This window comes from Serratia sp. PL7, assembly GCF_945957435.1.
The window spans coordinates 1,629,798-1,655,900 of the sequence record NZ_CAMFLB010000001.1; the positions used below are offsets into that span (position 1 = coordinate 1,629,798).

The 26,103-nt window shown below is 61.3% G+C and carries 26 protein-coding genes; 17 read left to right on the forward strand and 9 right to left on the reverse strand.

Annotation, left to right across the window (positions count from 1 at the left end; all coding sequences use genetic code 11):
• Window positions 1–22 precede the first annotated feature (22 nt).
• The 4 genes from N6G83_RS07735 (at window position 23) to N6G83_RS07750 (ending at window position 4,603) form a co-directional block, all read left to right on the forward strand.
• On the forward strand, window positions 23–787 hold the full coding sequence (locus tag N6G83_RS07735) for a molecular chaperone (protein ID WP_025302581.1): 765 nt from the start codon (window positions 23–25) through the stop codon (window positions 785–787).
• A gap of 67 nt (window positions 788–854) precedes the next feature.
• Window positions 855–3,275 (forward strand): fimbria/pilus outer membrane usher protein, encoded by a 2,421-nt coding sequence (locus tag N6G83_RS07740; RefSeq protein ID WP_226905854.1) that lies wholly within the window; start codon window positions 855–857, stop codon window positions 3,273–3,275.
• 20 nt (window positions 3,276–3,295) lie between these two features.
• Window positions 3,296–4,228 carry a spore coat protein U domain-containing protein gene (locus tag N6G83_RS07745; protein WP_025302579.1) on the forward strand — a complete coding sequence of 311 codons (933 nt, stop codon included), beginning with the start codon at window positions 3,296–3,298 and terminating at the stop codon, window positions 4,226–4,228.
• A 135-nt stretch (window positions 4,229–4,363) separates the two neighbouring features.
• Window positions 4,364–4,603 carry a YebV family protein gene (locus N6G83_RS07750; protein ID WP_260515075.1) on the forward strand — a complete coding sequence of 80 codons (240 nt, stop codon included), beginning with the start codon at window positions 4,364–4,366 and terminating at the stop codon, window positions 4,601–4,603.
• A 55-nt stretch (window positions 4,604–4,658) separates the two neighbouring features.
• Here N6G83_RS07750 and N6G83_RS07755 read toward each other — a convergent pair whose 3' ends face one another.
• Together N6G83_RS07755 and N6G83_RS07760 are read right to left on the reverse strand one after the other, a co-directional pair.
• Complete coding sequence (locus N6G83_RS07755; protein ID WP_025302577.1) at window positions 4,659–5,258, reverse strand: C39 family peptidase; 600 nt, start codon at window positions 5,256–5,258, stop codon at window positions 4,659–4,661.
• 4 nt (window positions 5,259–5,262) lie between these two features.
• On the reverse strand, window positions 5,263–5,655 hold the full coding sequence (locus N6G83_RS07760; RefSeq protein WP_004931522.1) for an ASCH domain-containing protein: 393 nt from the start codon (window positions 5,653–5,655) through the stop codon (window positions 5,263–5,265).
• 338 nt (window positions 5,656–5,993) lie between these two features.
• Between N6G83_RS07760 and yniD the strand changes: the two genes are divergently transcribed.
• Window positions 5,994–6,086, forward strand: a complete 93-nt coding sequence (gene yniD / locus N6G83_RS07765) for a small membrane protein YniD (protein WP_016928013.1) — start codon at window positions 5,994–5,996, stop codon at window positions 6,084–6,086.
• A gap of 38 nt (window positions 6,087–6,124) precedes the next feature.
• On the opposite strand, the gene N6G83_RS07770 is transcribed toward yniD, so the two are convergent.
• A complete protein-coding gene (locus N6G83_RS07770) occupies window positions 6,125–6,277 on the reverse strand; it encodes a hypothetical protein (RefSeq protein ID WP_162837925.1) in 153 nt (50 codons plus the stop codon).
• Between the two features lie 159 nt (window positions 6,278–6,436).
• Between N6G83_RS07770 and N6G83_RS07775 the strand changes: the two genes are divergently transcribed.
• Window positions 6,437–6,646, forward strand: a complete 210-nt coding sequence (locus N6G83_RS07775) for a hypothetical protein (RefSeq protein ID WP_004931526.1) — start codon at window positions 6,437–6,439, stop codon at window positions 6,644–6,646.
• Between the two features lie 146 nt (window positions 6,647–6,792).
• Here N6G83_RS07775 and N6G83_RS07780 read toward each other — a convergent pair whose 3' ends face one another.
• The gene (locus N6G83_RS07780; RefSeq protein WP_025302576.1) at window positions 6,793–8,211 is read right to left on the reverse strand and encodes a serralysin family metalloprotease; all 1,419 of its coding nucleotides are present in this window, start codon (window positions 8,209–8,211) and stop codon (window positions 6,793–6,795) included.
• 36 nt (window positions 8,212–8,247) lie between these two features.
• Between N6G83_RS07780 and N6G83_RS07785 the strand changes: the two genes are divergently transcribed.
• The gene (locus N6G83_RS07785) at window positions 8,248–8,532 is read left to right on the forward strand and encodes a hypothetical protein (RefSeq protein ID WP_260515077.1); all 285 of its coding nucleotides are present in this window, start codon (window positions 8,248–8,250) and stop codon (window positions 8,530–8,532) included.
• Between the two features lie 12 nt (window positions 8,533–8,544).
• Here N6G83_RS07785 and N6G83_RS07790 read toward each other — a convergent pair whose 3' ends face one another.
• Window positions 8,545–9,888: a 2-hydroxycarboxylate transporter family protein gene (locus N6G83_RS07790; RefSeq protein ID WP_049295452.1), complete on the reverse strand. Its 1,344-nt coding sequence runs from the start codon at window positions 9,886–9,888 to the stop codon at window positions 8,545–8,547.
• A gap of 431 nt (window positions 9,889–10,319) precedes the next feature.
• Here N6G83_RS07790 and pckA point away from each other — a divergent pair, with 431 nt between their 5' ends.
• Window positions 10,320–11,939: a phosphoenolpyruvate carboxykinase (ATP) gene (gene pckA, locus N6G83_RS07795; protein WP_016928019.1), complete on the forward strand. Its 1,620-nt coding sequence runs from the start codon at window positions 10,320–10,322 to the stop codon at window positions 11,937–11,939.
• A gap of 56 nt (window positions 11,940–11,995) precedes the next feature.
• Here pckA and N6G83_RS07800 read toward each other — a convergent pair whose 3' ends face one another.
• Window positions 11,996–12,640: a TetR/AcrR family transcriptional regulator gene (locus tag N6G83_RS07800; RefSeq protein WP_169540711.1), complete on the reverse strand. Its 645-nt coding sequence runs from the start codon at window positions 12,638–12,640 to the stop codon at window positions 11,996–11,998.
• A 93-nt stretch (window positions 12,641–12,733) separates the two neighbouring features.
• Between N6G83_RS07800 and N6G83_RS07805 the strand changes: the two genes are divergently transcribed.
• The 5 genes from N6G83_RS07805 to N6G83_RS07825 all read left to right on the forward strand — a co-directional run bounded on the left by N6G83_RS07805 (window position 12,734) and on the right by N6G83_RS07825 (window position 18,163).
• Entirely contained in the window at window positions 12,734–13,432 is a 699-nt protein-coding gene (locus N6G83_RS07805) for a DAPG hydrolase family protein (RefSeq protein ID WP_149570172.1), read from the forward strand.
• An 82-nt stretch (window positions 13,433–13,514) separates the two neighbouring features.
• Window positions 13,515–13,901 carry a GFA family protein gene (locus tag N6G83_RS07810; RefSeq protein ID WP_025302571.1) on the forward strand — a complete coding sequence of 129 codons (387 nt, stop codon included), beginning with the start codon at window positions 13,515–13,517 and terminating at the stop codon, window positions 13,899–13,901.
• A 90-nt stretch (window positions 13,902–13,991) separates the two neighbouring features.
• Entirely contained in the window at window positions 13,992–15,296 is a 1,305-nt protein-coding gene (locus N6G83_RS07815) for an MFS transporter (protein WP_025302570.1), read from the forward strand.
• Window positions 15,297–15,464: 168 nt separating this feature from the next.
• Window positions 15,465–16,724, forward strand: coding sequence for an MFS transporter (locus N6G83_RS07820; RefSeq protein WP_025302569.1), 1,260 nt, complete (start codon window positions 15,465–15,467; stop codon window positions 16,722–16,724).
• The gene (locus N6G83_RS07825) at window positions 16,721–18,163 is read left to right on the forward strand and encodes a glycoside hydrolase family 32 protein (protein WP_142590461.1); all 1,443 of its coding nucleotides are present in this window, start codon (window positions 16,721–16,723) and stop codon (window positions 18,161–18,163) included. Before N6G83_RS07820 ends, N6G83_RS07825 begins: the two co-directional genes overlap by 4 nt.
• A gap of 41 nt (window positions 18,164–18,204) precedes the next feature.
• Here N6G83_RS07825 and N6G83_RS07830 read toward each other — a convergent pair whose 3' ends face one another.
• The 3 genes from N6G83_RS07830 to N6G83_RS07840 form a co-directional block, all read right to left on the reverse strand.
• Window positions 18,205–19,206, reverse strand: coding sequence for a LacI family DNA-binding transcriptional regulator (locus N6G83_RS07830; RefSeq protein ID WP_260515078.1), 1,002 nt, complete (start codon window positions 19,204–19,206; stop codon window positions 18,205–18,207).
• Window positions 19,207–19,275: 69 nt separating this feature from the next.
• Window positions 19,276–19,833 carry a HutD family protein gene (locus tag N6G83_RS07835; protein ID WP_197770143.1) on the reverse strand — a complete coding sequence of 186 codons (558 nt, stop codon included), beginning with the start codon at window positions 19,831–19,833 and terminating at the stop codon, window positions 19,276–19,278.
• Entirely contained in the window at window positions 19,833–21,203 is a 1,371-nt protein-coding gene (locus N6G83_RS07840) for a formimidoylglutamate deiminase (protein WP_148123362.1), read from the reverse strand. The genes N6G83_RS07835 and N6G83_RS07840 overlap by 1 nt, the downstream gene beginning before the upstream one ends.
• A gap of 180 nt (window positions 21,204–21,383) precedes the next feature.
• Between N6G83_RS07840 and hutC the strand changes: the two genes are divergently transcribed.
• The 4 genes from hutC (at window position 21,384) to N6G83_RS07860 (ending at window position 26,101) form a co-directional block, all read left to right on the forward strand.
• On the forward strand, window positions 21,384–22,139 hold the full coding sequence (hutC, locus tag N6G83_RS07845) for a histidine utilization repressor (RefSeq protein WP_025302564.1): 756 nt from the start codon (window positions 21,384–21,386) through the stop codon (window positions 22,137–22,139).
• A gap of 157 nt (window positions 22,140–22,296) precedes the next feature.
• Window positions 22,297–23,520 carry an imidazolonepropionase gene (gene hutI / locus N6G83_RS07850; RefSeq protein ID WP_060447263.1) on the forward strand — a complete coding sequence of 408 codons (1,224 nt, stop codon included), beginning with the start codon at window positions 22,297–22,299 and terminating at the stop codon, window positions 23,518–23,520.
• On the forward strand, window positions 23,517–24,320 hold the full coding sequence (gene hutG, locus N6G83_RS07855) for an N-formylglutamate deformylase (protein ID WP_142590464.1): 804 nt from the start codon (window positions 23,517–23,519) through the stop codon (window positions 24,318–24,320). Before hutI ends, hutG begins: the two co-directional genes overlap by 4 nt.
• A gap of 245 nt (window positions 24,321–24,565) precedes the next feature.
• On the forward strand, window positions 24,566–26,101 hold the full coding sequence (locus N6G83_RS07860; protein ID WP_148123361.1) for a serine hydrolase domain-containing protein: 1,536 nt from the start codon (window positions 24,566–24,568) through the stop codon (window positions 26,099–26,101).
• The last annotated feature ends 2 nt before the right edge of the window (window positions 26,102–26,103 follow it).

Here is a 26,103-nt window from a genome sequence, read left to right on the forward strand (position 1 = left end):
TTTTTGCAATAAGGATTGAGTTATGCGCATACCCTTCCGTCTGCCGTTAACGGCAGCCTTGCTCCTGGCAAGCCAACAGCACGCCCTGGCCGCGGCTTCCATTCTCATTTGGCCGATCGATCCGGTGATTGAAGATCAACAACAGGCCACCGCGCTGTGGCTTGAAAATCGCGACAGCAAACCGGTCTATATGCAAATTCGCGTGTTGGGTTGGAAGCAAACCGCCGGCAAAGACGATTACAGCAACCAAAGCGACGTGATCGCCAGTCCGCCGGTGGCGTCGATCGCGCCAGGCAAACGCCAGCTGATACGCCTGATCAAACAGTCGGCGCCGGCGGCGGGACAGGAGCGCGCCTATCGCATTTTGGTCGATGAAGTGCCGGTGAAAGAACAATCATCGGATGCCGCCCCCGGCGGTGCAGAGATGGGGCTGAAATTCCAGATGCGCTACTCGGTGCCGCTGTTCGTCAGCGGCAAGGGGATTTGGACCAAACAGGACAGTGAAAAACCGCGCGATTACGCGACCGCCAGCCAACCCAAGCTCAGCTATCGTTTACAGCAGCAAAGCAGCGAACGCTGGCTGGAGGTGCGAAATCAAGGCGCAGTGCATGCCCGAATCTCGAAAGTGACGCTGCAAGGGCGCAGCCTAAATCCCGGCCTGATGGGATACGTGCTGCCCGGTTCACAGATGCGCTTCGCTTTGCCGCCCGCCGGCGGTTTCAGCAGCGGCAAGCTGATGGCCACGGTCAATGACAACAAACAGCCCGTAGCCATTCCGTCTTATTGAGGCCCAGGTGCAGCCGATAGAGAGGCTATCGACGCGGCGTTTCAACCTCAAGCCGCTGGCGTTTGCCATGCTGAGCATGGCGGCCGGCGGCTGGCTGCCGTTTGCGTTCGGCGACGATCTGCCCCCACCGCCCAGTGCCGTCAGCATGCCGGACACCACGCTGTATCTGGAGCCGGTCGTCAACGGGCGCCAAACCGGCAACGTCGTGCCAGTCAACTATCGCGGCGGCCATTACTACATGACGCCCCAGCAACTGCTCGACGCCGGGCTGCCGGTAGCGGATAAACAGGCGAAAGACATCGCCGTCGATCGGCTGGAGAAGGTGGATGTCAGCTACAGCGGCGAGAGCCAGCAGTTGCTGATCAACGTGCCCAACGACTGGTTGCCGCAGCAAACCATCGGCGCCCATTCACCGCTGCAACGCTTGCCGGCGCAAAGCAGCCTGGGTTTGCTGTTTAACTACGACATCTATGCCAGCCAAAGCAACGGCAATGGCCGACCAGGCTACCTGTCGGCGTGGAGCGAACAGCGGCTGTTCGACGGTTTCGGCGTCATCGCCAACACCGGCATCTACCGCAGCGGGTTTAACGGCGGGCCAAACGACGATGGCGGCCGCTATATTCGATACGACAGCTACTGGCGCTTCAACGATGACCAGCGGATGCTGAGTGTGATCGCCGGTGACCTAACCACCGGCTCGCTCCCCTGGAGCAGCGCCGTGCGCATCGGCGGCTTGCAATTGGCGCGCAATTTCGCGGTACGCCCGGATCTTATCACCTATCCGCTACCGCAATTTTCCGGCCAGGCAGCATTGCCCAGCAGCGTCGATTTATACATCAACAGCTATAAAAACAGCACCACCAACATCAATCCCGGGCCGTTTACCCTCAACAGCGTGCCCTACATTAACGGCGCGGGTCAGGCCACGGTCGTCACCACCGACGCCCTCGGCCGTCAGGTCAGCACCACGGTGCCGTTCTACGTGGCCAGCAACCTGCTGCAGACCGGCATGAGCGATTTCAGCGTTTCCACCGGTTTGCTGCGGCGCAACTACGGGTTGAATTCTGCCGATTACGGGCAATGGGTTGGTAGCGCCAGCTTACGTTACGGCGTCACTGATTGGTTAACCCTGGAAGGACGTGCCGAAGGCGCAGCCGAATTGGCGGTCGGCGGCGGCGGCGCCGACATTCGCGTCGGGCAATGGGGGGTTTTCAACGCGTCCTACAGCGTCAGCCAGGCCGGCGACGAAGCGTTTAACGGTGGCCGGCCGATACAATCCCCCACGTATTATGACCCGCTGACCGGCAGGCCGTTGCAACAGCCGGATCCCCAGCCCGTCTATCGCTACACCGGCAACCACGGCGATCAGAGCAGTTTTGGCTACACCTACAGCAACTCACGCTTCAGCCTCAACGCGCAACGTATCCTGCGCAGCGCCGATTTTGGCGACATTTCCGTGTATAAAAGCGACTACCGTCTGAGCCGCCGCACCGATCAATTGACCGGCAGCGTCAGCCTGGACCGGCTCGGCAGCCTCGGCGCCGGTTATTTTGACGTACGCGACGCCATCGCCCAACGAACTCGCCTGATGAACCTGTCCTACAGTGTGTCGCTTTGGCGCAACAGCAGCCTGTACGCCTCGCTGAACCGGGAAATCGGCAGCAGCGGTTACAGTGCCCAACTGCAGCTCTCCATTCCGTTCGACAGTTGGGGTACCGCCAGCTTCAGCGCCGCGCGCGACAACAACAACCGCTGGAGCGAACGCGTCAGTTACAGCCGCGCCGCGCCGACTGATGGCGGTTTCGGTTGGAATCTGGCCTACGCCAATAACCCGAGCGGCGGCGATTACCGCCAGGCGGATCTGACCTGGCGCACCCGCAGGCTCGAAGCCCGAGCGGGCGTATACGGTACCCGTGATGAAACCAACCACTGGGGAGAAATCAGCGGTTCGCTGGTGGCGATGAACGGCGGCGTGTATGCCACCAACACCATCAACGATGCCTTTGCGCTGGTGTCCACGCAAGGATACGCCGACATTCCGGTGAGCTATGAGAACCAGCCGATCGGCAAGACCGATGCCCAGGGCTATTTACTGGTGCCGACCGTCACCTCTTACTACCATGCGAAATTCCAGATTGATCCGCTCAGCCTGCCCGCCGACGTCGCGCTGCCGACGGTGGAAAAAACCGTCGCCATTCGCGATCACAGCGGTTTTCTGGTCGAGTTCCCCATCCAACCCATCTCCGCCGCCGACGTCGAACTGGTTGACGAGCAAGGCAAACCGCTGGCCAACGGCAGCCAGGTGGCGGTGGTTGGCGGCCATCAGCAAAGCTATGTCGGTTGGGATGGCATGACCTATATCGACCCGGTGCAACAACACAATCGCCTGAGCGTGATCCCGGCCGACGGCGGCCCGCCGTGCCAGGCGGAATTCAGTCTGGCGAAGCCTCAGGGCATCCAGCGCGTCGGCCCGGTTGTCTGCCGCTAATTCAACGACGGAGAGTCACTATGTTTCGGGGATTGAAAGCCTTATTGTTAACCCTTTCGCTGCTGCTCTGTCAGCGCGCATTCGCCGACTGCGCCACCACCAACGGCACCGTCACCTTACCGGGGAGCAGCTCTTTCGTGGTCTACAATGGGCAGATCAACGCCCAGGGCACCGCCGGCCTCAACTGCACCGGCCTCGGCCTCAATTTGCTCACGCAAAACACCGTCACGGTCAAGATCGCCTCCACCACCAACAATATGGCGGTTGCCAACACCGACGGTTCCGGCGATAAAATCGCTTACCTGATCTACCCCGACGCCAACTACCAATATCCTTACAGCATCGGCCAAACCATCGACTACAGCTCGCTGAACCTGCTGTCGCTGATCCTGATTTCCTCCAACGTCAACTTTCCGCTGTATATCAAAACCACCGCCGGCGCCAACGTGCGCGCAGGCACCTATACCGACAGCATCAACCTGATCTGGAATTACCATATTTGCGGCCTGGGCGTGCTCGGCCTGTGCGTTTGGTGGGACGGCGTCGACAAACCCAGCACGGTCAGCGTCAGCGTCACCATCACCAAAGACTGCCTGATCGGCACCGCGCCCAACGTCAACTTCGGCAGCATGGCGTTGGTCGGGCAGTTCAATCCTGTCAATCAGAGCATCACCCTGACCTGCACCAAAACCGAGGGATACAACACCTATTTCACCAACGGCAATAACCCGGTTTCCGGTTGGCGACGCATGAAAAGCGGTACCAGTAATTTCATGCAGTACCAGATTTACTTGCCTAATACGACGACCGTTTGGGATAGCACCAACAAACAGAGCGGCGCCGGCACCGGCCTGGCGCAAAGCATCCCGTATAAGGCGGCGGTCAATGCGGCGCAGACGGAAGTGGCGGTCGGCAGCTATCAGGACACGCTCAGTTTTGTGGTGGAGTACTAGGCGTTGTGTTTTGCTGGCGTGGAAATTGTTTCCAAAATGTAATTTTTATGTGGCATTTTTTGCTCATTTGGCTATGCTCTTACCAATGGCCAAACTGGTCTAACCTCCTACCACACCATTGAGCAAGGAGTTCCCATGAGCAAAACCGTCGTAAAAATTGGCAGCTTCGAGGTCGATGACGCGCATCTTCACGCCGGCGTCGACCGCACCGGCACCCTGAGCATTCCCTGCAAGTCCGATCCGGATCTGTGCATGCAGCTGGACGGCTGGGATGAACATACCAGCATCCCGGCCATCCTCGACGGCAAACAGTCGCTGCTGTACAAGCAACACAACGATCGGCAAGCGGACGCCTGGGTGATGCGGCTGGCATGAAAATGCATCAGAACTGCTGACGACGCGCTGTTTTCATCGGAAACAGCGCGTTTTTTTATGCGATGGCGATGCCGCGGCCGGCAAAGAAAGGGGCGAAGCGGCTGAGCGGCAGGTGCACCCGCTCGCGCGTCGCCGGGCTGTCGCCCGAAGGATTGTGGAAGATCACGCTTTGCGCATCGGCGGCGGTGATCAGCACCAGATGCCCGCCCCGCTGCGGCGGCGTACTCTCCGGCCGGCGAATGGAGGGATGCACCGAGGCGATAAAGTAGCGGCATTCATGAAGCAGCGCCGGCACCTCGGCGGCCTCTAGCCCCACCTTCACCTCCGCTTGCAGCGCGAACTGCTCGCGCACATACTCGACGAACGGCGCATAAATCAGCCCCTTTATCCGCTCACCTTCGCGTACATAGGCGCCGTAGGGCAGGCTGCGGCGCGCCAGCTCCAGCAGCGGCGGCGCTTCACCGTCGCGGTGGCCCAGCACCATTTTCAGGCAGGCCATGCCGCACACGTGGTTGGCCCACTCGACGTACTCTGCCCGATCGCGGGCGCCGCTGCGTGCCCAATTTTCGTCTTGCGCCAGCGTCGCGCGGCCGGCGATCAGATCGGCGGCCAGCTCCGGGCTCGCCCACTGGCACTCGTAGGGAACGGCGCGCATAAGATTAAAATTTGTCGACGACTTTGAAATTCATCAGCACCAGCGTCATGTCCGGCGAGAACAGGTCATACTCTTCGAAGAAGCGCTGCAGCTCTTTGCGCCAGTGCGCCAGCGAGCGATCGCCCTCGCCTTCGGCAAAGGCGTGCGCTTCATCAACCTGATCGTAAGTTTTCATTTCCACCGCGGTCAACTCGACTGCGCAAACCGGCTCACCCTTGCCGTCCACCACCAGGAACAGATCGCCGGCCTGTGGGATCCCTTCGCCGTCCAGGTTAGAACAGGTGGCCGTTTTGGTGCCATTGAGGATCAATTGCACGACTTCATCGGCCTGCTGCTCGGTATCGCCGAACGCCCAGCGCTCAAGGTGCTCGTATTTCTGTGGAATTGCCGTCGCCATGATTATACCTTTAGGAAAAATGCATCAATGCAGACAGGATAGTACAACGTATTGCCGGCCGTCTGCATCCGTCGCAAGCGCGACTGCGCGTTTTGCCAGCGCCACTTTTACGCGTTTTTACCTTTCTTCGCTGTGCCTGCCGCGCTGCCGGGCGCATACTGTGAACATTATTCACCCAATGGCGACTGCCAGGCGGTAACATGCAGCAAAATGACATCGATGCTGACGATACCTTCAGCGATTTACTCAACGGCGTCGCGTTAGTGACGCTTGTCCTCATCACCCTCGCCGGCGGGTGGTATTTCAGCTAAAAGGGGCGCAACGTGGCAACAAAACGCATGGGCAACAAGCTCAGTAAAATGGTCGTGGTGCTGCTGCTGATCTGCCTGGCGTTGCTGCTGTTGCGTTGGGCGGCGATCGCCTTCGGTTAATGCCGCGAGACGACGCCGGCCGAACGCCGGCGCCCTGTTCATCGCCGCCGTGGCGCGGTCGGCTCCAGCAACTCCTGCAAATAGGCCAAACGCGCCTCCCCCTGAAGCAACCAGCGGCGACACAGCCAATGCTGCGTTTCACCCGTGCGGCTCAGGCGGTAGTACTCCGCCAAGGTTTCGACCCAGTTCATGATGTTTTCTCCTGCTTTTCGACACCGTCAGTATTGAGCGTAAAAACCAGAAGAAATACTGATGGCTTGTTTTTTATGCTTCCTGTTTTAGGCGGCGGGTAGCGAAGCCGCAGTTCAGCTGTTACATTGGGCAAAAATCAACCCACCGAGGTGTAGACCATGACGTTCTCGGAACAGGAGATTAAACCCGTATGGGATGAGGTCGCACGCCTGATCGGCGACGGCGTGATGCAGCTGCGCCATCGCGGTGAAGCGCTGTCGGTGGAAACGCTGGAAAAACATCTGGCGCGGCAGTTGGCGGACAGCAACGATATCGAACGGCGCATCCTACTCGGCGCCGCCATCAACATGCTGAAAGGCGGAAAATGAATCGCCAACCGAAAAGGTTGGCGATTCGACAGAAGCCCGAGGTATGCAAGCCCGGCCTTCTGCGCGCTACTATGTCACGCTAATATGACGTAATTAATAGGAATTGTCGGGTTTTTGCCCAAAACGCCCTATTTTTGTTGCCTGCATTACGCCAACACGAAATCGCCGGCATCCAGCGGCTGCCCCACCACTTTCACCAGGAAGTCGTTGCCGTCAAAGGCGCCGCCCAGGTTGATCGCCACATCGCTGACGTGATTTTGCTCATCGTAGCTCAGCTTCGCCTCGCCCGCCTTGCCGCTGAACTGATCGACGAAGCGGATGCCGTCGGCGCTGCCGGTGTTGAACAACGTCAGATCGATCTTGTCCTCGCCGCGCACGAAGTCGCGGATCCAATCCGGCGCCGCCGCCGTCGACTCATCCGCCGCAAAGTAGACGAAGGTGTCCTTGCCGGCACCGCCCCACAGCTGATCCGCCCCTTTGCCGCCGTACAGCACGTCATCGCCCGCGCCGCCCTTGAGCACGTTATCGGCGGCGTTCCCGACCAGCACATCGTTACCCGACCCGCCGATGGCATTTTCAATCGTCACGCCTGCGGCGATAGACACATTGCCTTTCAGGCCACCAACGTCCGAGAACGCCTTTTCATTCAGGTTGATGCGCTGATTTTGACCGAAGCCGGAGAAGTCGAAGGTGTCGTTGCCGCCGGCATCCCAGGCGGTGAAAATTATCTTGTCCTGCGCGCCGGTGGCGGTGAGGAAGTCGCGATCGGTGTTGGAATTGAATCCGTAAACCGTATCGCCGGTGCGGGTGTTCATGTTGGCACCGTAGAAATGCTGGATCGCCGTGATGTCGTTGAGCAACGGCCCGGAAGAGTACGCGCCTTTAAAGTCCTGCCCGGTGTTACTTTCGCTGAAATAGCTCATCAGGCTGTGCGCGCGGCTGTCCTCAAAGTAGGTCGCGTCTTTAGCGTAGGTGATGCTGACGCCCGGCGCGGCGTTATAGTCGCCCGGATGCTGCAACCCCAGCGCATGGCCGATTTCATGGGTGAAGGTCTGGCGACCGTACTCGTTCTCATGGATCTGGTTGTTGACGAAGGTATGGTTCTTGGCGTTATACCAGGTTTGCCCGGCGACCGAAGGCGAGGTGTCCGGGTTATACGCAAAGGCATAGGAGCCGCGCGAGCTGTAGTCGAACAGGCCGAATTTGATGTTGGCAGCGGCGGTGTTGCTGGTTTCGGTGAAGGTGATGTTAGCCACGTCTGACCATGACTGCAGCGACAGTTTAGCCTGCTCGCGCTGTTCGGCGTTAAAGCTGCTGAAGCCGCTGATGCCCATGCTCGACATGTTGCCCGGCGCCTTTTCCCAGAAGCTGTAGGTCAGAGAGACCGGCGTGTCGGTCACGCCCTTGTCGTGCCAACTGCGATCGCCGCGCACCAGCTCCAGGCCGGCGTTTTCGAACGTTTTCGACGGATGAAGCACGGTAATGGTGTCGTCTTCATCGGGTTTATAAGCGCCCAACAGGGCTAATACGCCTTCGGCCTTAACGGAAGCATTGCTTGATGACATAACCTTATCTCCATATTCGTCAATTCAATCGGGGGGATGCCCCAACTGGCGGATTGCCTGAACGGCAGCGGCCCGGTGTTGAATCAATACGGGGATATCGGTAATGCGCTGGCGCCTTCCCTCGGCACTCTGAATGAGAACGATAATCCCTTAAAAGAAAAGAATAGACACATTTTTGCCGAGTACAGAATTTTCTCAGATAAAGTACGACTAAACATTTTCGCCACGCGAATGATTCTCAAGGCAATAATCAGCACTATCACGATAAGCGAAAAAAAACGCATAAAAAAACCGGGGCAATCCAACCCCGGTTATCCATAAGAAACTCTGGACTCAGACTAACCAACCGAGCAGCAGCGTCGCGCCAATGACCGTGGAAGCGCCGCCAATGCGCGTGGCGATTTGGGCGAATGGCATCAGCCCCATACGGTTCGACGCCGACAGGATCGCCACATCGCCGGTGCCGCCCAGGCCACTGTGACAACAGGTGACGATTGCCGCCTCCACCGGGAACATCTTCAGGTAAGGCGCTATCAGGAAACTGACCAGCCCCATCGACAGCACCACCGAGCCGCAGACCACCACATAACCGACCGAGAACACTGCCACCACGCTTTCCAGCGGCACGTACAACATGCCCAGACCGATCATCAGCGGCCACACCAGCGCCGTGGAGACGAACTTGTAGAAACTGTGCGCGCCGGTTTCCATCGAGGCCGGGATCACCCGGCAGTACTTGCACAGCACCGCGAACAGGATCATCAGCACCGGGCCGGGAATATGCACGATGTGTTCGAACAGGCCGCCGACGATAAAGAAGGCGCAGATCACCAGCAGCCCGCCGCCCATCAGTTGGAAATCGACGTTGCCGCTTTGCTCCTTGATGGCGAACATCGCGTTCTCCTGCGCCGAACGGATCAGCATGCCGTCGCCGCTCAGCGCCTTGCGCTGCATGCCGATACGCGCCAACACCCCGGCGGTCACGATGGCGAAGATGTTACCCAGCACCGCCGCCGGCGCCAGCTGCGCGACATAGACGTCCGGCGTCGAGCCCAGGATCGCCGAATAGGCCAGCGACAGCGGTAAAATCCCCTCGCCGATGCCGCCACCAATGATTGGCACGATGATGAAGAAGAAGGTGTGATAGAAGGTAAAGCCGAACAGCTTGCCCACCAGCAGCCCGGTGATCACCGCCGTGATCGTACCCACCACCAGCGGCACGAACATGCGAATCATCCCCTGGATCAGGATCACCCGGTTCATGCCGAGAATGCTGCCGACCACCAGACTGGCGATGACGAAATAAAGCAGGTTGGCGTCTTTCATCAGCAGATGGACGGTGCCCATGACGTTGGGCTGGAACACGTTGAAGTAGACCAGCACCGAGGGCACCATCAAACACAGAATGGCCGGCCCGCCGATATCGCGCAGCACGGGAATGCTTTTTCCCAACTGAGCCAGCGCAAAGCCCAGCGTCATTATCACTGCCAGGCCGCCGATCATATTTTTCGGCAGGAAGTTGGCATAGGCAGAAATCGCCACGATGGCGCAAATCGTGATAAACAACGCGATCGGTACCGCGCCGATATCCATTTGACGAAGTTGATTAATTAATCCTGAGGATTCGGACGATGCCGTATTTTTATCACAGGCCAGTTCTGCATTTATCTGTTTCATTATTCACCCTGCTGACAAGCGTACAGTACGGTTAGATTCACCTGGCGCAACATCCCGCCATTGCCAAGCAAAAACAAATGATTACGAAAAATCCTATTGTGGATTTCGCTTTTTCTAATAAGAAATAAAACAGTAGACAGCCCTGAAGATATGATAAAAAATAAAAATGCAAAACTAAATTACACCGACGGAATTCAATATTGTGACCCTCCGCCAAGGTTGGTTTTAATTAATTATCGTCAGCGTTTTGTAATTAAAGTAAGCAGGTTTAAATTCGCTGCTATGCTATAGGAGGGCGAAAAAGCCCCCTGATTTATTAATAAAGAACCGGAAACGCAGTAGCTGAATCCGGTCAGCTTGATCCGAACCTTAATCCTGCGCGCGGCACCGCTCGGGAAAGAGGCATAATATGACTCATAAGGAAGTAGAATATGTCTTCACGCGCTGTTACCCCACAAACTCTCGCTCGCTACGGCATCCATCAGGCCGCCGATATCGTCTATAACCCCAGCTACGAATTGCTGTTCGCCGAAGAGACCCGCGCCGACCTGCCGCCGCTGGAACGCGGCACCCTCACCCAACTGGGTGCGGTCAACGTCGCGACCGGCGAATTTACCGGCCGTTCGCCGAAAGACAAATACATCGTGCGCGACGACACCACGCGCGACACCGTCTGGTGGTCCGACAACGGCACCGGCAAGAACGACAACCAGCCGCTCTCGCCGGAAGTCTGGCAGCATCTGAAGACGCTGGTGGGCAACCAGCTCTCCGGCAAGCGTCTGTTCGTGGTGGACGCGTTCTGCGGCGCCAACGCCGATACGCGCCTGAAGGTGCGCTTCATCACCGAGGTGGCCTGGCAGGCGCATTTCGTGAAAAACATGTTTATCCGCCCAAGCGACGCCGAACTGGCGGACTTCGAGCCGGACTTCGTGGTAATGAACGGCGCCAAATGCACTAACCCGGACTGGCAGCAGCAAGGGCTGCATTCGGAGAACTTCGTCGCCTTCAACCTGACGGAACGCATGCAGCTGATCGGCGGCACCTGGTACGGCGGCGAAATGAAAAAAGGCCTGTTCTCGATCATGAACTACCTGCTGCCGCTGAAGGGCATCGCCTCGATGCACTGCTCGGCCAACGTCGGCGAGCAAGGCGACGTGGCGGTGTTCTTCGGGCTGTCCGGCACCGGCAAAACCACCCTCTCCACAGATCCGAAACGCCAGCTTATCGGCGATGACGAGCACGGCTGGGACGACGACGGCGTGTTCAACTTCGAAGGCGGCTGCTACGCCAAGACCATCAAGCTGTCGCCGCAGGCGGAGCCGGAAATCTATCAGGCGATCCGCCGCGATGCGCTGCTGGAAAACGTCACCGTGCTGGCCGACGGCAGCATCGACTTCGACGATGCCAGCAAAACCGAGAACACCCGCGTCTCCTATCCGATTTATCACATCGAGAACATCGTCAAACCGGTGTCCAAAGCCGGCCATGCGCGCAAGATCATCTTCCTGACCGCCGACGCCTTCGGCGTACTGCCGCCGGTATCGCGCCTGACGCCTGAGCAAACCCAGTACCACTTCCTGTCCGGCTTCACCGCCAAGCTGGCCGGCACCGAGCGCGGCATCACCGCCCCGACGCCGACCTTCTCCGCCTGCTTCGGCGCCGCGTTCCTGACGCTGCACCCGACGCAATACGCCGAAGTGCTGGTGAAACGCATGGAGGCCGCCGGCGCCCAGGCTTACCTGGTCAACACCGGCTGGAACGGCAGCGGCAAACGTATTTCTATCAAAGATACGCGCGGCATTATCGACGCTATTCTGAATGGCGACATTGAGCAGGCCGAGACCTTCACGCTGCCGATCTTCGGGCTGGCAGTGCCGACCGCGCTGCCGGGCGTCGATCCGTCGATTCTCGATCCGCGCAAAACCTACGCCGACGAATCGCTGTGGCAGGAGAAAGCGCAGGATCTGGCCCAGCGCTTTATCGATAACTTCGCCAAATATACCGTCACCCCGGCGGGCGAAAAGCTGGTGAACGCCGGGCCGAAGCTGTAACGCAGACGTTTTGCATCCTGTTGTTCAAGGGCCGATTCGTCGGCCCTTTTTTGTATTCACGCTTCCGCCAGCAAACCCGGCATCACCAGCGCCACCGCCGCCGCGATGCGCTCGTCGATCGCGCTGCCCGGCGGCAACAGTCCCAGCGTCATCTGCCGTAGCGGTTCGGCGATGGTCATCGCCAACAGCAGGTCGCTGGTTTGCGCCCAGTCGCGCGCACGCAGCCAGCCGCACTGCTGCTGGCGCTGCAGCCAGTCCGCCACCGTAGCCCGGCCGCGCTGAATGCCGTTGCGCTGGTAGCTCTCCAGCATCCCCTCGCGCCCCGGAAACTCGCTTTGCAGCAGCCGAAACATCCCTACCGCCTCGGCGCTCAATACCTGCTGCGCGATGGCCTTCAGCCCCTTTTCCAACAGCGGCGCCACCGCCTCCCACCGCCCGGCATCCTGGGCGAAGGCCGGCTGAAACGCCTCGGTCCAGCCGCTCACCGCCTGCGCGACCAGTTCGTCGCGATTGGCCGCAAAGCGATACAGGGTTTTTTTAGCCACCCCGGCGCGTTTCGCCACCGCGTCCACCGTTGCTGCGGCATAGCCGCCGTCGAGCAGCAACGCCAGCGTCGCTTGCGCCAGCGCGGCGCGCAGCGCCGTTTCCGGCGTGGCCGGCCGGCCGCGAGCGCGCGGCGGTTCTTCATTCGGGTTCGCCATATTTATTCCTCACAAGCATTGACAGACTCAGCATACCGGCATAGTTTTATTTTGGAAACACAATTCGTTTCCAAAATAAAACAGGAACCCATTATGACACATCCTTCCCTGCTGGCGCCGTGGGGCGTTAACGATATCAACGAGTTGCTCAAACCTGAACCGCTGCGGCTGGAGATGGGGCTGAGTCGCAGCGCCGACGGCCTGCTGACCGTTGCGGTCCGTACCGATATGCACGGCTGCAAGGGGCGCATGCTGGACTGGTGGTTCACCTTCTTTGAGAACACGCAGCACATCAACTGGTGGCACCCACACGATCACGTCGAACATCGCGGCTGGGACCGCCATTGGAAAAAAGGGGAAAGCTACGTCGGCGCCAGCATCGAAGCGGTCGAATGGCTGGCGGAACTGCCGCCGATCGCGGCACGCCTCAAGTTTCACGCCGCCGAGGACTTCTTCGCGCCGCAGCCGCTGCGCCAGGCGCGTGATGCGCAGGCGCTCTCCGCCGCCGTGTGTGCGCGCATCGGCTTCGGCGATCAGGTGGCGTTGGATGACAACGGCGATCCCTGCGACGGCGAGATGCTGCATCTGGCGCGCGATACGCCGTACGGGTGCGTGCTGCGCAGCCGTTTCCTGCTGGGTAAAGCCTGCGCCAACGCCCACGACGAACTCTCGGACGACATCGGGTTTAACCTGATGCGCCACTGCTACAACGAGTTCAGCTATCTAGCACAGTTCCTGCCGTCGCTGTACTACGCCGAAAACGGCCGCGAGCCGGCGCCGTTACTCTGGTAAGCCACCGGCGGGGCCTGTTATTTTTTCGCGATGCCGCTATAGTGATTTTCATCGCCATTCCCGCGTTTATGACGGAGAACTCATGGAAAATCCAGGCTATAGCGGCGGCTGCCTGTGCGGACATATTCGCTTTCAGGTGCACGGCCTGCCCGGTAACCCACACAGCTGTTCCTGCGAATTTTGCCGGCGCCACTCCGGTGCACCGACGCTCTGCTGGGTCGAATTTCCGCGTCAGGCCGTCGAGTGGAACGGCCCGGGCGGCATGCCCACGCTCTACCGCTCTTCCCCCTATTCCAGCCGCGCCTTTTGCCCGCGCTGCGGCAGCACGCTGGGGGCGATCGACGACGAGCCGACGGTGGCGTTGAGCACCGGCAGCTTCGATCGGGCCGATCTGCCGGAGCTGCGCCCGGTCTCGCACGCGTTCGCCGATGTTTGCCCCGAATGGTGGCATATCGACGGCATGCGCTGAGCGCCTCACAGTTCCCGCTCAAATCAATTGATTGTTTTGTCGTATAAATTTAGAACTGACGAACAATAATTCAAATGTATGGGAACGGGGATGAATCAACAGACTCTCGACGCGCGCCGGTCGCGTCAGGCGTTGCTGGCCGGCTCGGTTGGCAACTTTATCGAATGGTATGAGTTCGGGGTGTACGGGTTCCTGGCTACCGTCATCGCCGCCAATTTTTTCACGCTGCAGGGTGAAAATGAAGTCACCAGCCTGATCCTCACCTACGCCGCCTTCGCGCTGGCGTTTTTCTGCCGGCCGATCGGCGCGGTGATCTTCGGCCGCATCGGCGATCGCATCGGCCGTCGCCCGACGCTGATTGCGGTTCTGTTGTTGATGACGCTGGCCACCGCACTGATCGGCGTCATGCCGACCTATGCCTCGATCGGCGTCGCCGCCCCGCTGCTGCTGACGCTGCTGCGCATGTTTCAGGGGCTGTTCGCCGGCGGCGAATTCGGCGGCGCCGTATCACTGATGACCGAATTCGCCCCGAAGGGCAAACGCGGGCTGTTCGGCGCCTGGCAATCGTTGACCGTCGCGCTCGGCCTGCTGGCCGGGGCCGGGCTGGTGGCGCTGCTGGCCGCGCTGCTCAGCGTGCAGCAGCTGCATGACTGGGGCTGGCGCATTCCCTTCCTGCTGGCGCTGCCGATGGGCGCTGTGGCGCTGTGGCTGCGGCTCAAGCTCGAAGAGACGCCCACGTTTACCCAGGCGCAACAGGCCGCGGAACACAGCGCCGCACCGCAGGAGGCGAGCTTGGGCGGCGTGGCGAAAACCATATTGATCGGCATCGGCCGTATGATGGGCTGGTCGGCCGCCGGCTATACCTTCCTGGTGGTGATGCCTTCCTATTTGCAAACCTCGTTGCACGCCACTTTCCAGCAGGCGCTGGTGGCGACGGTGCTGGCCAACGTCGGCTTCGCCCTGACCATTCTGCCGGCGGGCATCATCAGCGACAAACTGGGGCGTAAAACGGTGATGCTGACGGCGGTGGCGGCGGTGATCCTGTTCACCTTCCCGCTGCTGCACCTGTTGCAGGATGCGCAGAGTTCACTGTGGGCCAAAGGGCTGGCAGTGATGGTCGCCGGCGCCGTAGTCGGCCTGCTGGCCGGCCCCGGCCCGGCGATGCTGGCGGAGATGTTCCCGACCCGGGTGCGCTATACCGGTTTGGGGCTGGCTTACTCGCTGTCCAATGCGGTGTTTTCCGGCTCGGCCGGGCTGATTATCACCGGCCTCATCAAACAGACCGGTAATATCGACATTCCCGCCTACTACGTGGTCGCCACCTCGGTGGTCAGCCTGTTTGCGCTGATGACGCTGCGCCGCGACGATCATCTGCGCTCACTTAACGAACGTTAATCCTCCGGGGGCACATCGCCCCCTTGCCAACTCGTGACCTCGATCACAAGGCACAAATGTTAACGTTAACTTTTGTGATTAACATCTCATGCGTGATATCTGGCCGCTTCATCCCTTCGCGAGTTAACGTTAACAATAGAGCTAACTTCACTCACCGGGGCCCTACCCATGAACCGCGAAACTAAAAAATATTACGTGCTGCTCAGCGGCCTGCTGTTCTTCTTTTTCTTCACCTGGTCTTCCAGCTTTTCGCTGATCTCGCTGTGGCTGAATCAGAAGATCGGCCTGAAAGGCGCCGAGACCGGCCTGATCTTCTCCGCTATCTCGTTGGTGGCGCTGTGCGCCCAGCCGCTGTACGGGTTTATTCAGGATAAACTTGGGCTGCGCAAACACCTGCTGCAGTTTCTCGGCGTGATGCTGCTGCTGACCGGCCCGTTCTTTATCTACGTTTACGCCCCGCTGCTGGCGAGCAGCCTGCCGCTCGGCGCTTTGGTCGGCGGGGTGTTCATCGGCGCGACCTTCTTCGCCGGTATCGGCGCGCTGGAATCTTATACCGAGCGAGTCAGCCGCATCAGCGGTTTCGAATTCGGCCGCGCCCGCATGTGGGGCTCGCTCGGCTGGGCCAGCGCCACCTTTGTGGCCGGTTTTATCTTCAATATCAATCCGAACATCAATTTCTGGCTGGCCTCCGCCGCCGCCGTGGTGTTCCTGGTGCTGCTCAGCCAGGTACGCGAGCTGAAGCCGAACGCCATGGCCGGCCTGGCGTTCGGCAAACCGGAAAACCTGCGGCTGCAGGACGCGCTGGCGCTGCTGCGCATGCCCGGCTTCTGGGCACTGGTGGTGTTTGTGCTGGGGATCAGCGTATACAACGTTTTCGATCAGCAATTTTCGGTCTACTTCGCTTCACAGTTCGCTTCTCGCGCACAGGGCAACGAGATGTACGGTTTTCTCAACTCGCTGCAGGTCTTCCTCGAGGCCGGCGGCATGTTCCTGGCGCCGCTGCTGGTGAACCGCATCGGCGCCAAACAGGGGCTGTTGCTGGCCGGTGGCGTGATGGCGCTGCGCATGTTCGGTTCAGGCTTAGTCAGCGGCGCCCTGATGATCTCCGCCATGAAACTGCTGCACGCCGTAGAATTGCCAATCCTGCTGATCGCTATCTTCAAATACATCGCGAGCCGCTTTGACAGCCGACTCTCCTCCACACTGTACCTGGTAGGCTTCCAGTTCATCACCCAGGTGATGGCCAGCTTCCTGTCGCCGCTGGCGGGCTACGGTTATGACCGCATCGGCTTTGCCGACACCTATCTGCTGATGGGCTGCGCGGTCGCCGCCACGACGCTTGTCTCCTGTTTCCTGCTGCGCGGCGAACGTTCCGCCAGCGTAGCCCCCTTTCAATCCGCCATTAAATCAAGTGAGTCTGTCCAATGAACACTGCCTTAGCTCAAGCCGACCATGCGGTCGAAGCCCTGCGTGCAGAGCGCCGAGACGATTACTACCCGCAGTTCCATCTCGCGCCGCCCGCCGGCTGGATCAACGATCCCAACGGCCTGATCTGTATTGACGGCGTCTATCATGCCTTCTTCCAGCATCACCCCTATAGCGAACACTGGGGCCCCATGCACTGGGGGCACGCGACCAGCCGCGACCTGATACGCTGGCAGCATCAGCCCATCGCCCTGGCACCCGATGCGCCCTATGACAAAGACGGTTGCTTTTCCGGCTGCGCCGTGGATGACAACGGTGTGCTGACGCTGATTTACACCGGCCACGTGTGGCTGGGCGAACCCGGTGACGACAGCCAGGTGCGGGAAGTGCAATGTCTGGCCACCAGCGAAGACGGCATACGCTTCATCAAACACGGGCCGGTACTGGCCCCGCCGGACGGCATTCAGCATTTTCGCGATCCGAAAGTCTGGTGCGAAAACGGCGAATGGTGGCTGGTGGTCGGCGCCAAAGAAAACGGCCTGGGCCAGGTGCGCCTGTACCGCTCTGCCGACCTGCGCGCCTGGCGCTTCGATCGGGTGCTGGCCGGCGCGCAAACGGCGCATCAGGGCTATATGTGGGAATGCCCGGATTTCTTCCCGCTGGGGGAGCAACACCTGCTGCTGTTTTCGCCGCAGGGGTTGGCGGCGCAGGGCTACCGCTATCGCAATCGCTTCCAGAGCGGCTATCTGCTCGGCCACTGGCGGCCGGACGGCGACTTTACGGTGACCCAGCCCTTCTGTGAGCTGGATGCCGGCCACGATTTCTATGCGCCGCAGACCTTCACCGCCGCCGACGGTCGTCGGCTGCTGTTTGCCTGGATGGATATGTGGGAATCACCGATGCCCAGCAAAGCGCACCGCTGGGCCGGCGCCCTCACGCTGCCGCGCGAACTGACGCTGGCCGCCGACGGCAGCGTCCGCATGAGCCCGGCGCGTGAACTGACGGCGCTGCGCCGAGAGTCACACACGTTTTTGGCGCAGACGCTGACCAATCAGCATCTGCCGCTGGCGAACGATATGCAGGAGCTCATCCTGACGTTGAGACCGGCCGACAGCGACGCTGAGCGGTACGGGCTGGCCATTGGGAGTGCGGCGCGGCTGTTCGTCGACAATCAGTCACACCGACTGGTGCTGGAGCGTGTTGATGAACACCCGGCGCTGTGCACCTGCCGCAGTGTGCCGCTGCCGGGGGGTGACATCCTGTCGCTGCGGATCTTTATTGACCGCTCATCGCTGGAGATCTTCGTGAATCAGGGACAGGCCTGCCTGACCAGCCGCATCTATCCGACGGCGGGCGATCGCCGTCTCAGCCTGTTCGCCGAAGGCGGCCGGGCGCAGTTCGAGTCAATCGAGGGATGGCAGTTGGCGAGCATCTGGGGGTAATGGGAATGAGCGCCGGGCGCGCAGCGGCGCGCCCGGTGTGGCTACAGCGAACCACGCTCCAACAGCGGGCAAGGCACTTTCACCGTATCACGCTGTTCCCGCCGCTCAATCACATGCAGCGCCGCAAGACGGCCCAACTCGTAATGCGGCAGCTGCACCGTCGTCAATGCCGGCAGGAACAGCTCACCGGTGCCGACCATATTGTCGTAGCCCAGCACCGCCACCTGTTGCGGTATCCGCCATCCTTGCGCCAGCAATACCTGATACACCAGAAACGCTATCCGATCGTTTCCGCACACCACGACATCGCAATCGCGCCGTCCTGCAGAGAAATGCCGCTCCAGCAACGCGACGCAGTCGCGATAGCTTTGATCGCCGCCGCTCAGATCGAGATGATACTGCTGCAGCTGTTCAACATCGCGCCCCGCTTCGCGCCAGGCGCGTTCCAGACCGCGGCGGCGCAGGCCCGCCGCCAGCGTATCCGCCGGTAAATGAATGCACAATGGCGCGCGATAGCCTTTGGCGATCAGCGTGCACGTGGCGTCATACTGCCCTTGCTCATCATCAGGAATGTAGCTGGCGATCGCATGCGCCGGGCTGACGCAGTTGGCCAACACCAGCTTTTTGTCCAGCAGTTTGGCCGGTAGCGTCACCTCACGCAGCCCCATCGTGGTGAATATCACCCCATCCGGTCGATGCGCCAACAGCAGATCGACGGTCTGTTCGGCGTTGTCGTCGGCAAACAGGTTGACGACGAAACTGTTCCAGCCGCGCTCACGCGCGGTTTTTTCAATCGACAGGATCATTTCCACCGAGAACGGCGTCGTGGCGGTGTCCAGCGCCAGCACGCCGAGCGTCTGCACGCGATTTCCGTCACCGCGAATACGCCGCGCCGACAGATCCGGCACGTAGTCTAACTGGTCGATCGCCTGTTTGACGCGGTGATAGGTTTCCGGCCGCAGCTTGCCGGGTTCATTGATGGCGCGAGACACCGTCATCAACGAGACTCCGGCAAGTTTTGCGACGTCTTTCAGCGAAGCCATGCGCCCTTCTTTATGATTAATGGGGAAAAGTGAATAATCCCATAACCGGGCGCAGGACTCTACTCTGCGTTAGCAGGCTGTGATGTTCGCCCACAGGATCGCGCCGTCGGCCGTCAGCGGCGCCACTTCGCCGCCCGCCGCCGTCCACCAGACACCCTCGCGCGCCCGCAGTTCGCCGCCCTCCGGCAGCGACCAAACGCCGCTCAGCACATACAGCACGCCCGCCCGGTTGGGTGACAGGGTGACGGGCGCCGTGCTGCGCCGCACCTCGGCCGCCTGCCGGCCGCGGCGTGTCATGATGTTGAAATCCTGACTGGCGCCGCCCAGCAGCGTCGCTTCCAGCGCCACGTCGCCGGAAAAGGCGAACGGCTCCCCGATACGCGCCAACTGATGGTCGACATGCCCGGCGCTGAACAGCCGCACGCCGTCGCCTTCCAGCAGCGTGATCGAACGATCGATGCCCGCAAAGGCGGAAAACGGCCCGTCCTGCGCGATGGTGGCGATACTGGCGCGCCAGTCGAAATCCGGCTCGCCCGGCGGCCAGCTGACGATTTCACGGGTTTCCCCACCGCCGTTGCGCCACGGGCTGACCGGCAGCGCGGCGAAGTTAAAACGGGTCAGGCTCATTACGCCTCCTGCTGAAAGGTTTTCAGCACCTGCAGGAACTCTGCGCTGCTCTGCTGTTGCAGCGCGTGCCGCCCCTGCTCGATCACCTGCCGGCCACCGACGAACACGTCGCGAATTTGCTCCTTGCCGCCGGCGAACAGCCAGCGATTGAGGATCGAGGCGTCCGGCGCCGCCGCCAGATACGGATCGTCGCCGTCCAGCACCACCCAGTCGGCGCGATAGCCGCTCTGCAGCCGACCGATCGGCGCGCCGCACGCCTGCGCGCCGCCCTGCAGCGCCTGCAGGTACAGCACATCGCCCACCGCCGACTGTTCCGGTGTCGTCAGGCGATTGCGACGCTGATCGCGCAGCCGCTGGCCGTATTCAAACCAGCGCAGCTCTTCCACCACGTTGAGCGAAACGTGGCTGTCGGAACCGATGCCCCAGCGCCCCTGCTGCTGCAGGTAAGCGTCGCCAGGGAAAATGCCGTCGCCGAGGTTGGCTTCGGTGGTCAGGCACAGGCCGGCCACCGCGCGGCTGCGCGCCAGCGCTTCCAGCTCGTCGCGATCCAGATGGGTGGCGTGCACCAGACACCAGCGCTGATCTACCGGCAGGTGGTCATACAGCCAGGCCACCGGGCGCTGTCCGCTCCACGCCAGACAGTCGTTCACCTCTTTTTGCTGCTCGGCGATATGAATATGCACCGGCAAGGTGCGATCCGACGCGGCCAAAATCTGCTGCATCTGCCCCAGCTCCACCGCACGCAGCGAGTGGAAGCACAGCCCCTGGTTCTGCAACGGGCGATCCGCCAGCTGACGGGCAATCACCTGCTGCTGATGCAGATAGCTTTCGGCATCCTGGATAAACCGTTTCTGCCCCGGCTGGGCCGGCTGGGCGCCAAAACCGGCGTAGCTGTACAGCACCGGCAGCATAGTCATGCCGATGCCGGCCTGATGCGCGGCCTCGCTGAGGCGGCCGGTCATCTCACCGCGATCGGCGTAAGGCTTGCCGTCGGCGTCGTGATGCAGGTAGTGGAATTCGGCCACCTGGGTATATCCGCCCTTGAGCATTTCGATATACAGTTGACGGGCGACCACCTCCACCTGCTCCGGCGTCAGGCGCTGCACCAGCCGATACATCAGATCGCGCCAGGTCCAGAAGCTGTCCTGCGGGTTGCCCGCCACTTCCGCCAGCCCGGCCATCGCGCGCTGGAAAGCGTGGGAGTGCAGGTTCGGCATGCCCGGCACCGCGTCGCCGTGCAGCCGGATGCAGCCTTGCGGCTCAGCGTTGGCGGTAACTTGAGTCAGATAACCTTGCGCATCGACGTCCAGCCGGACGTTATGCGCCCAGCCCTCAGGGAGCAAAGCGCGTGGGGCAAAATAAGCAGGCATGGCAGTATTCCACGGTTGATGTAACGGCGAATGAGGCGCGGCGATGGCGCGCATTCAGGAATTTTTGGCGGTCGCCGGCAAGTTTCTGGCGCGACGGCCACTAGTTGTATATACATATACATACGCCGACATCAACAGTAAACTGGTGTTATTATTTTTTTATTTGACGAGGTTAACGTCGTGGCTGAACAACAGACCGTGTTACAACTGGCGGCTGCAATGAGCGATGCCCCCGCCCCGATCTACCAACGGGTCAAACAGGCGATCGTGAATCAAATTCGTGCGGGGCATTGGCAACCGCACCAGCGCGTGCCCTCCGAAAGTGAACTGGTGGCGGAACTGGGCGTCAGCCGCATGACCATCAACCGCGCGTTGCGCGAGCTGACCAGCGAAGGTTTTTTGATCCGCATGCAGGGCGTCGGCACCTTCGTCGCCGAAGCCAAGGCGCATACCGCGCTGCTGGAAGTGCACAACATCGCCGATGAGATCGCCGCGCGCGGTCATCGCCACAGCAGCAAGATCCTCGAGCTGAAGGCCCGCCCGGCCAGCGAGGAAGAGGCGACGGCGCTGGGCATTCAACCCGGCCAACGGCTGTTCTACTCGCAGATCGTGCATTACGAAAATGACGTGCCGGTGCAGGTGGAAGACCGCTGCGTCAACCCGCTGGTGGCGCCGGATTACCTGAAGCAGGATTTCGACCGCGTCACGCCTTACACCTATCTGACGCAGGCCGCGCCGCTGACCGCCGGCGAACACATCGTCGAAGCGGTGATCCCCACCCGGCGCGAAAGCGAGCTGCTGCAGCTGGAAGACCACGAACCCGGCCTGCTGATCCACCGCCGCACCTGGTCCGGCAAAACCGTGGTGACCTCGGCCCGGCTGCTGTACCCCGGCAGCCGTTATCAACTGTTCGGCCGCTTCACCAGCGAAGTCTGATCCCCGGCGGGCGCGCCCTGCGCCCGCATCTCCGCTGTCGATCACATCCTGATAACAAAATCTCTCCCGCCTCTTGTGACATCCCGGTGAATGCGTTAGGTTGTTTTTAATTGTATATACAACCATGTGGGAGCTGCGGCTCCGGCGGAGGAAAGCAATGACGTCTGAGATTCACTGTGACAGCCTGTGGCACGGCGCCGATATCGTCACCATGCGCGACGGCAACTATCACACCCTGACCGACGGCGCGATCGCCGTACGCGACGGCAAGATCGTCTGGATTGGCGAACATGCGGCGCTGCCGCCCGGCCTGATCGCGGACGAAACGGTGAAATTCGACGGCGGCATCATCACCCCCGGCTTTGTTGACTGCCACACGCACCTGGTGTTCGGCGGCAACCGCAGCGGCGAGTTCGAACAGCGGCTGAACGGCGTAAGCTACGCCGACATCGCCGCACAGGGCGGCGGCATCATCTCCACCGTGAAAGCCACCCGCGAAGCCGATGAAGCGCTGCTGCTGGAACAGGCGCTGTGCCGCCTGCGTCCGCTGCTGGCAGAAGGCGTCACCTGCGTGGAGATCAAATCCGGCTATGGCCTCAGCCCGGAAAGCGAGCTGAAAATGCTGCGGGTGGCGCGCAAGTTGGGCGAGCTGCTGCCGGTCGAGGTGAAAACCACCTGTCTGGCGGCCCATGCGCTGCCGCCGGAATACGCAAACCGCGCCGACGACTACATCAATCTGGTCTGCGATACCATCATTCCTCAGGCCGCCGCCGCCGGCCTGGCGGATGCGGTTGACGCCTTCTGCGAACACCTGGCGTTCTCACCGGCGCAGGTGGAGCGAGTCTTCGCCGCCGCCGAAGCCGCCGGTTTGCCGGTCAAACTGCACGCCGAGCAACTCTCCGCCCTCGGCGGCAGCACGCTGGCGGCTCGCCATCACGCGCTCTCCGCCGACCATCTCGAATACGCCACCGAGCAAGATGCCCGCGCCATGGGCGACGCCGGCACCGTGGCGGTGCTGCTGCCGGGCGCCTACTACCTGCTGCGCGAAACCCAGTGCCCGCCGGTAGAGCTGTTCCGCAAGCACCACGTGGCGATGGCGATCGCCAGCGACGCCAACCCTGGCACGTCGCCGGCGCTGTCGCTGCGTCTGATGATCAACATGGCCTGCACGCTGTTCCGCCTGACGCCGGAAGAAGCGCTGGCGGGCGTTACCACCCACGCCGCCAAAGCGCTGGGGCTGCAACACAGCCACGGCACGCTGGAAACCGGCAAGGTGGCGGACTTCGTTCACTGGCCGCTGTCGCGGCCGGCGGAACTGGCTTATTGGTTGGGCGGCCAGCTGCCCTGTACGGTGATTTTCCGAGGAGAAGTACGTCAATGACCATTCGCGATCCTTTTAGCTTCCAGATCGGCAGCCTGCCGCTGCTGATCAGCATCCCACACGCCGGCACACAACTGACGCCGGCGGTCGAGGCCGGGTTGACCGACGATGCCCGCCCTCTGCCCGATACCGACTGGCATATCCCGCAGCTGTACGACTTTGCCCGGGCGATGGGCGCCAGCGTACTGGTCGGCAACTATTCGCGCTTCGTCATCGACCTGAATCGCCCGGCGGACGACAAGCCGCTGTACACCACCGCCACCACCGGTCTGTATCCCGATGTGCTGTTCGACGGCCGCCCAAGCTTCCTGCCGGGCAAAGCGCCGACGGACGAAGAACGCGCCGGCTATCTGCAGCAAATTTGGCAACCTTATCATCAGCAGCTGCAGGACGAGTTGGCACGCCTCAAAGCGCGGCACGGCTATGCGCTGCTGTTCGACGCGCACTCCATCGCCTCGGTGATCCCGCGGCTGTTCGACGGCAAACTGCCGGATCTCAACCTCGGCACCAACGGCGGTGAAAGCTGCGCCCAGGCGCTGAGCGATCGGCTGGTCGCCTGCTGCGAGCAGCAACAGCAGTACACCCACGTGCTGAACGGCCGCTTCAAGGGCGGTTACATCACCCGCGCCTACGGCCAACCGCAGCAGCAACAGCATGCGATCCAGCTCGAGCTGGCGCAGGTCAACTACATGTCCGAACAGTATCCTTTCGCGTTCGAACCGCAGCGCGCCGCCTCGCTGCAGCGCCTGCTCAAGCAGATGATTGAAGGCCTGTTGGACAGCGCCGCCAGACTGAACTGATCCCCTTTACAGGCGCCGCCGGGCGCCTGTTCCTCTCCCTGTCCTTAACCGTAACGTCAGCCGCAATCTGCGCGCTATATCAAAGTTTCGCGTGATTCCCTACTGACTGGTCTAAACAGCGCACAAAACAGCGGCCGACGAAAAACGCGCTGCGCCACAATCAGCCGAAAAGCCCGCGCTCATCGTCAGCGCCGGGCGGCGTGTGGCCGAGCTGGCCCGTTTCGAACCATCACTCTGGAGGCCCTATGTCTGTAACACCGTTAAACTGGCGCGCTGCCGGCGCTCTCGCCGAACAATTGCTGGCCGGCTGGCAACGGCGTGGCGAACCCGGCGGCGCCATCACCCTGTTTGACGCCGAACAACTCCGCGCCACCGCCAGTGCCGGCTTGGCCGATCTGGCGCAGAATACCCCCTTCACCGCAGACAGCGTGGTGCGCTACGCCTCAGTGACCAAGCACATCTTCGCCGCGTTGGCGCTGAACGCCACCGATCGCGCCATTCGACTCGAACAACGCCTGGGCGAACTGCTGCCCACCCTGCAGCCCGCGTTGGCGGACGTTACCGTCGGCCAGGCGCTGGACATGACCGGCGGTCTGCCTGACGTGCGCGAGACGCTCGGTCTGCTGGGCATATCGCTGCATGCCGTCAGCGAGGCGCAACCGGTGATGCAGTTTGTCGAGGGGCTGGAAAGATTGAACTATGAAGCCGGCAGCGAGATCGCCTACAGCAATACCGGCTATCGGCTGCTGGAGGCCGCGCTGCGCAGCAAAGGGTATGATTTCGACCAACTGGTGCAACAGCACATTGCCCGGCCGCTGCAGGTGCAGATGCAAGCGCCGGAAAGCTGGTTCGACGTGGTGCCAGGGTTGGTGCCGGGTTACTGGCGTGCGGCGCGGGGCTGGCAACACGCCAGCGCCGGTCTGCACCTTTCCGCCTCCGGCAGCCTGACCGGCAGCCTCAACGCCCTCACCCGCTGGCTGCAAACGCTGCTGGCCGACCAGGGCCCCGGCCAGGGCGTGCTGGCGCAACTCGGCGCACCGCGCCGCCTCAATCAGGGTCAGCTCAGCGCCTATGGACTGGGGCTGGCGCAGACGCCGCTAGGCCGCCGCCGCTTGCTCGGCCACGGTGGTTCCCACGCCGGTTACAAAACCTATTTCCTGCTGGCGCCCGATCGCCAGGTCGGCGTTGCGCTGGTGGCCAACCGCGAAGACTGCGACAGTTTCGGGATGGCTTTGCAGGTGATGGCAGCGCTGCTGGGCGAACCTTTGCCGCAGCGCAGCACGGCGATCCCCGACGGTCTCTACGCCACGCTGGCGGAGCCGCACTGGCTGGAGGTCAAAGACGGCAACCTGGCCTATCTGGGCAGCGATGAACCGCTGTATCAGGGCGAAGACGGCTACGCGGTGTCGCTGTCCGCCCATATGCCAATCAAATTGAAGTGGACCGGCGAAGCGGTCGAGGGCGAAGTCGGGCATGTGGCGCGCCGTTTCCTGCCGGTCACGGCCAACGGCGACTGCCTGAAGCATGTGCAGGGGTTGTGGTATCACCCGCACTATCGCACCGCCTTTGAAATTCGCGGCAATCGGGTGCATATTGGCGTCGGCCCGGCGGCGCAGACCGGCACGCTCAGCCCGCTCGGCCAGGGCCGCATGCTGGTGGAGTGCCAGGACGGCCCATGGTTGAAACGCTTTTGCCTCTATTTCCGCGGTTACAACGTGGATCTCATCGCCAACCGCAGCCGGATACTGACCTTCCGCCGCAGCACCGTCGGCCGCGACTGACG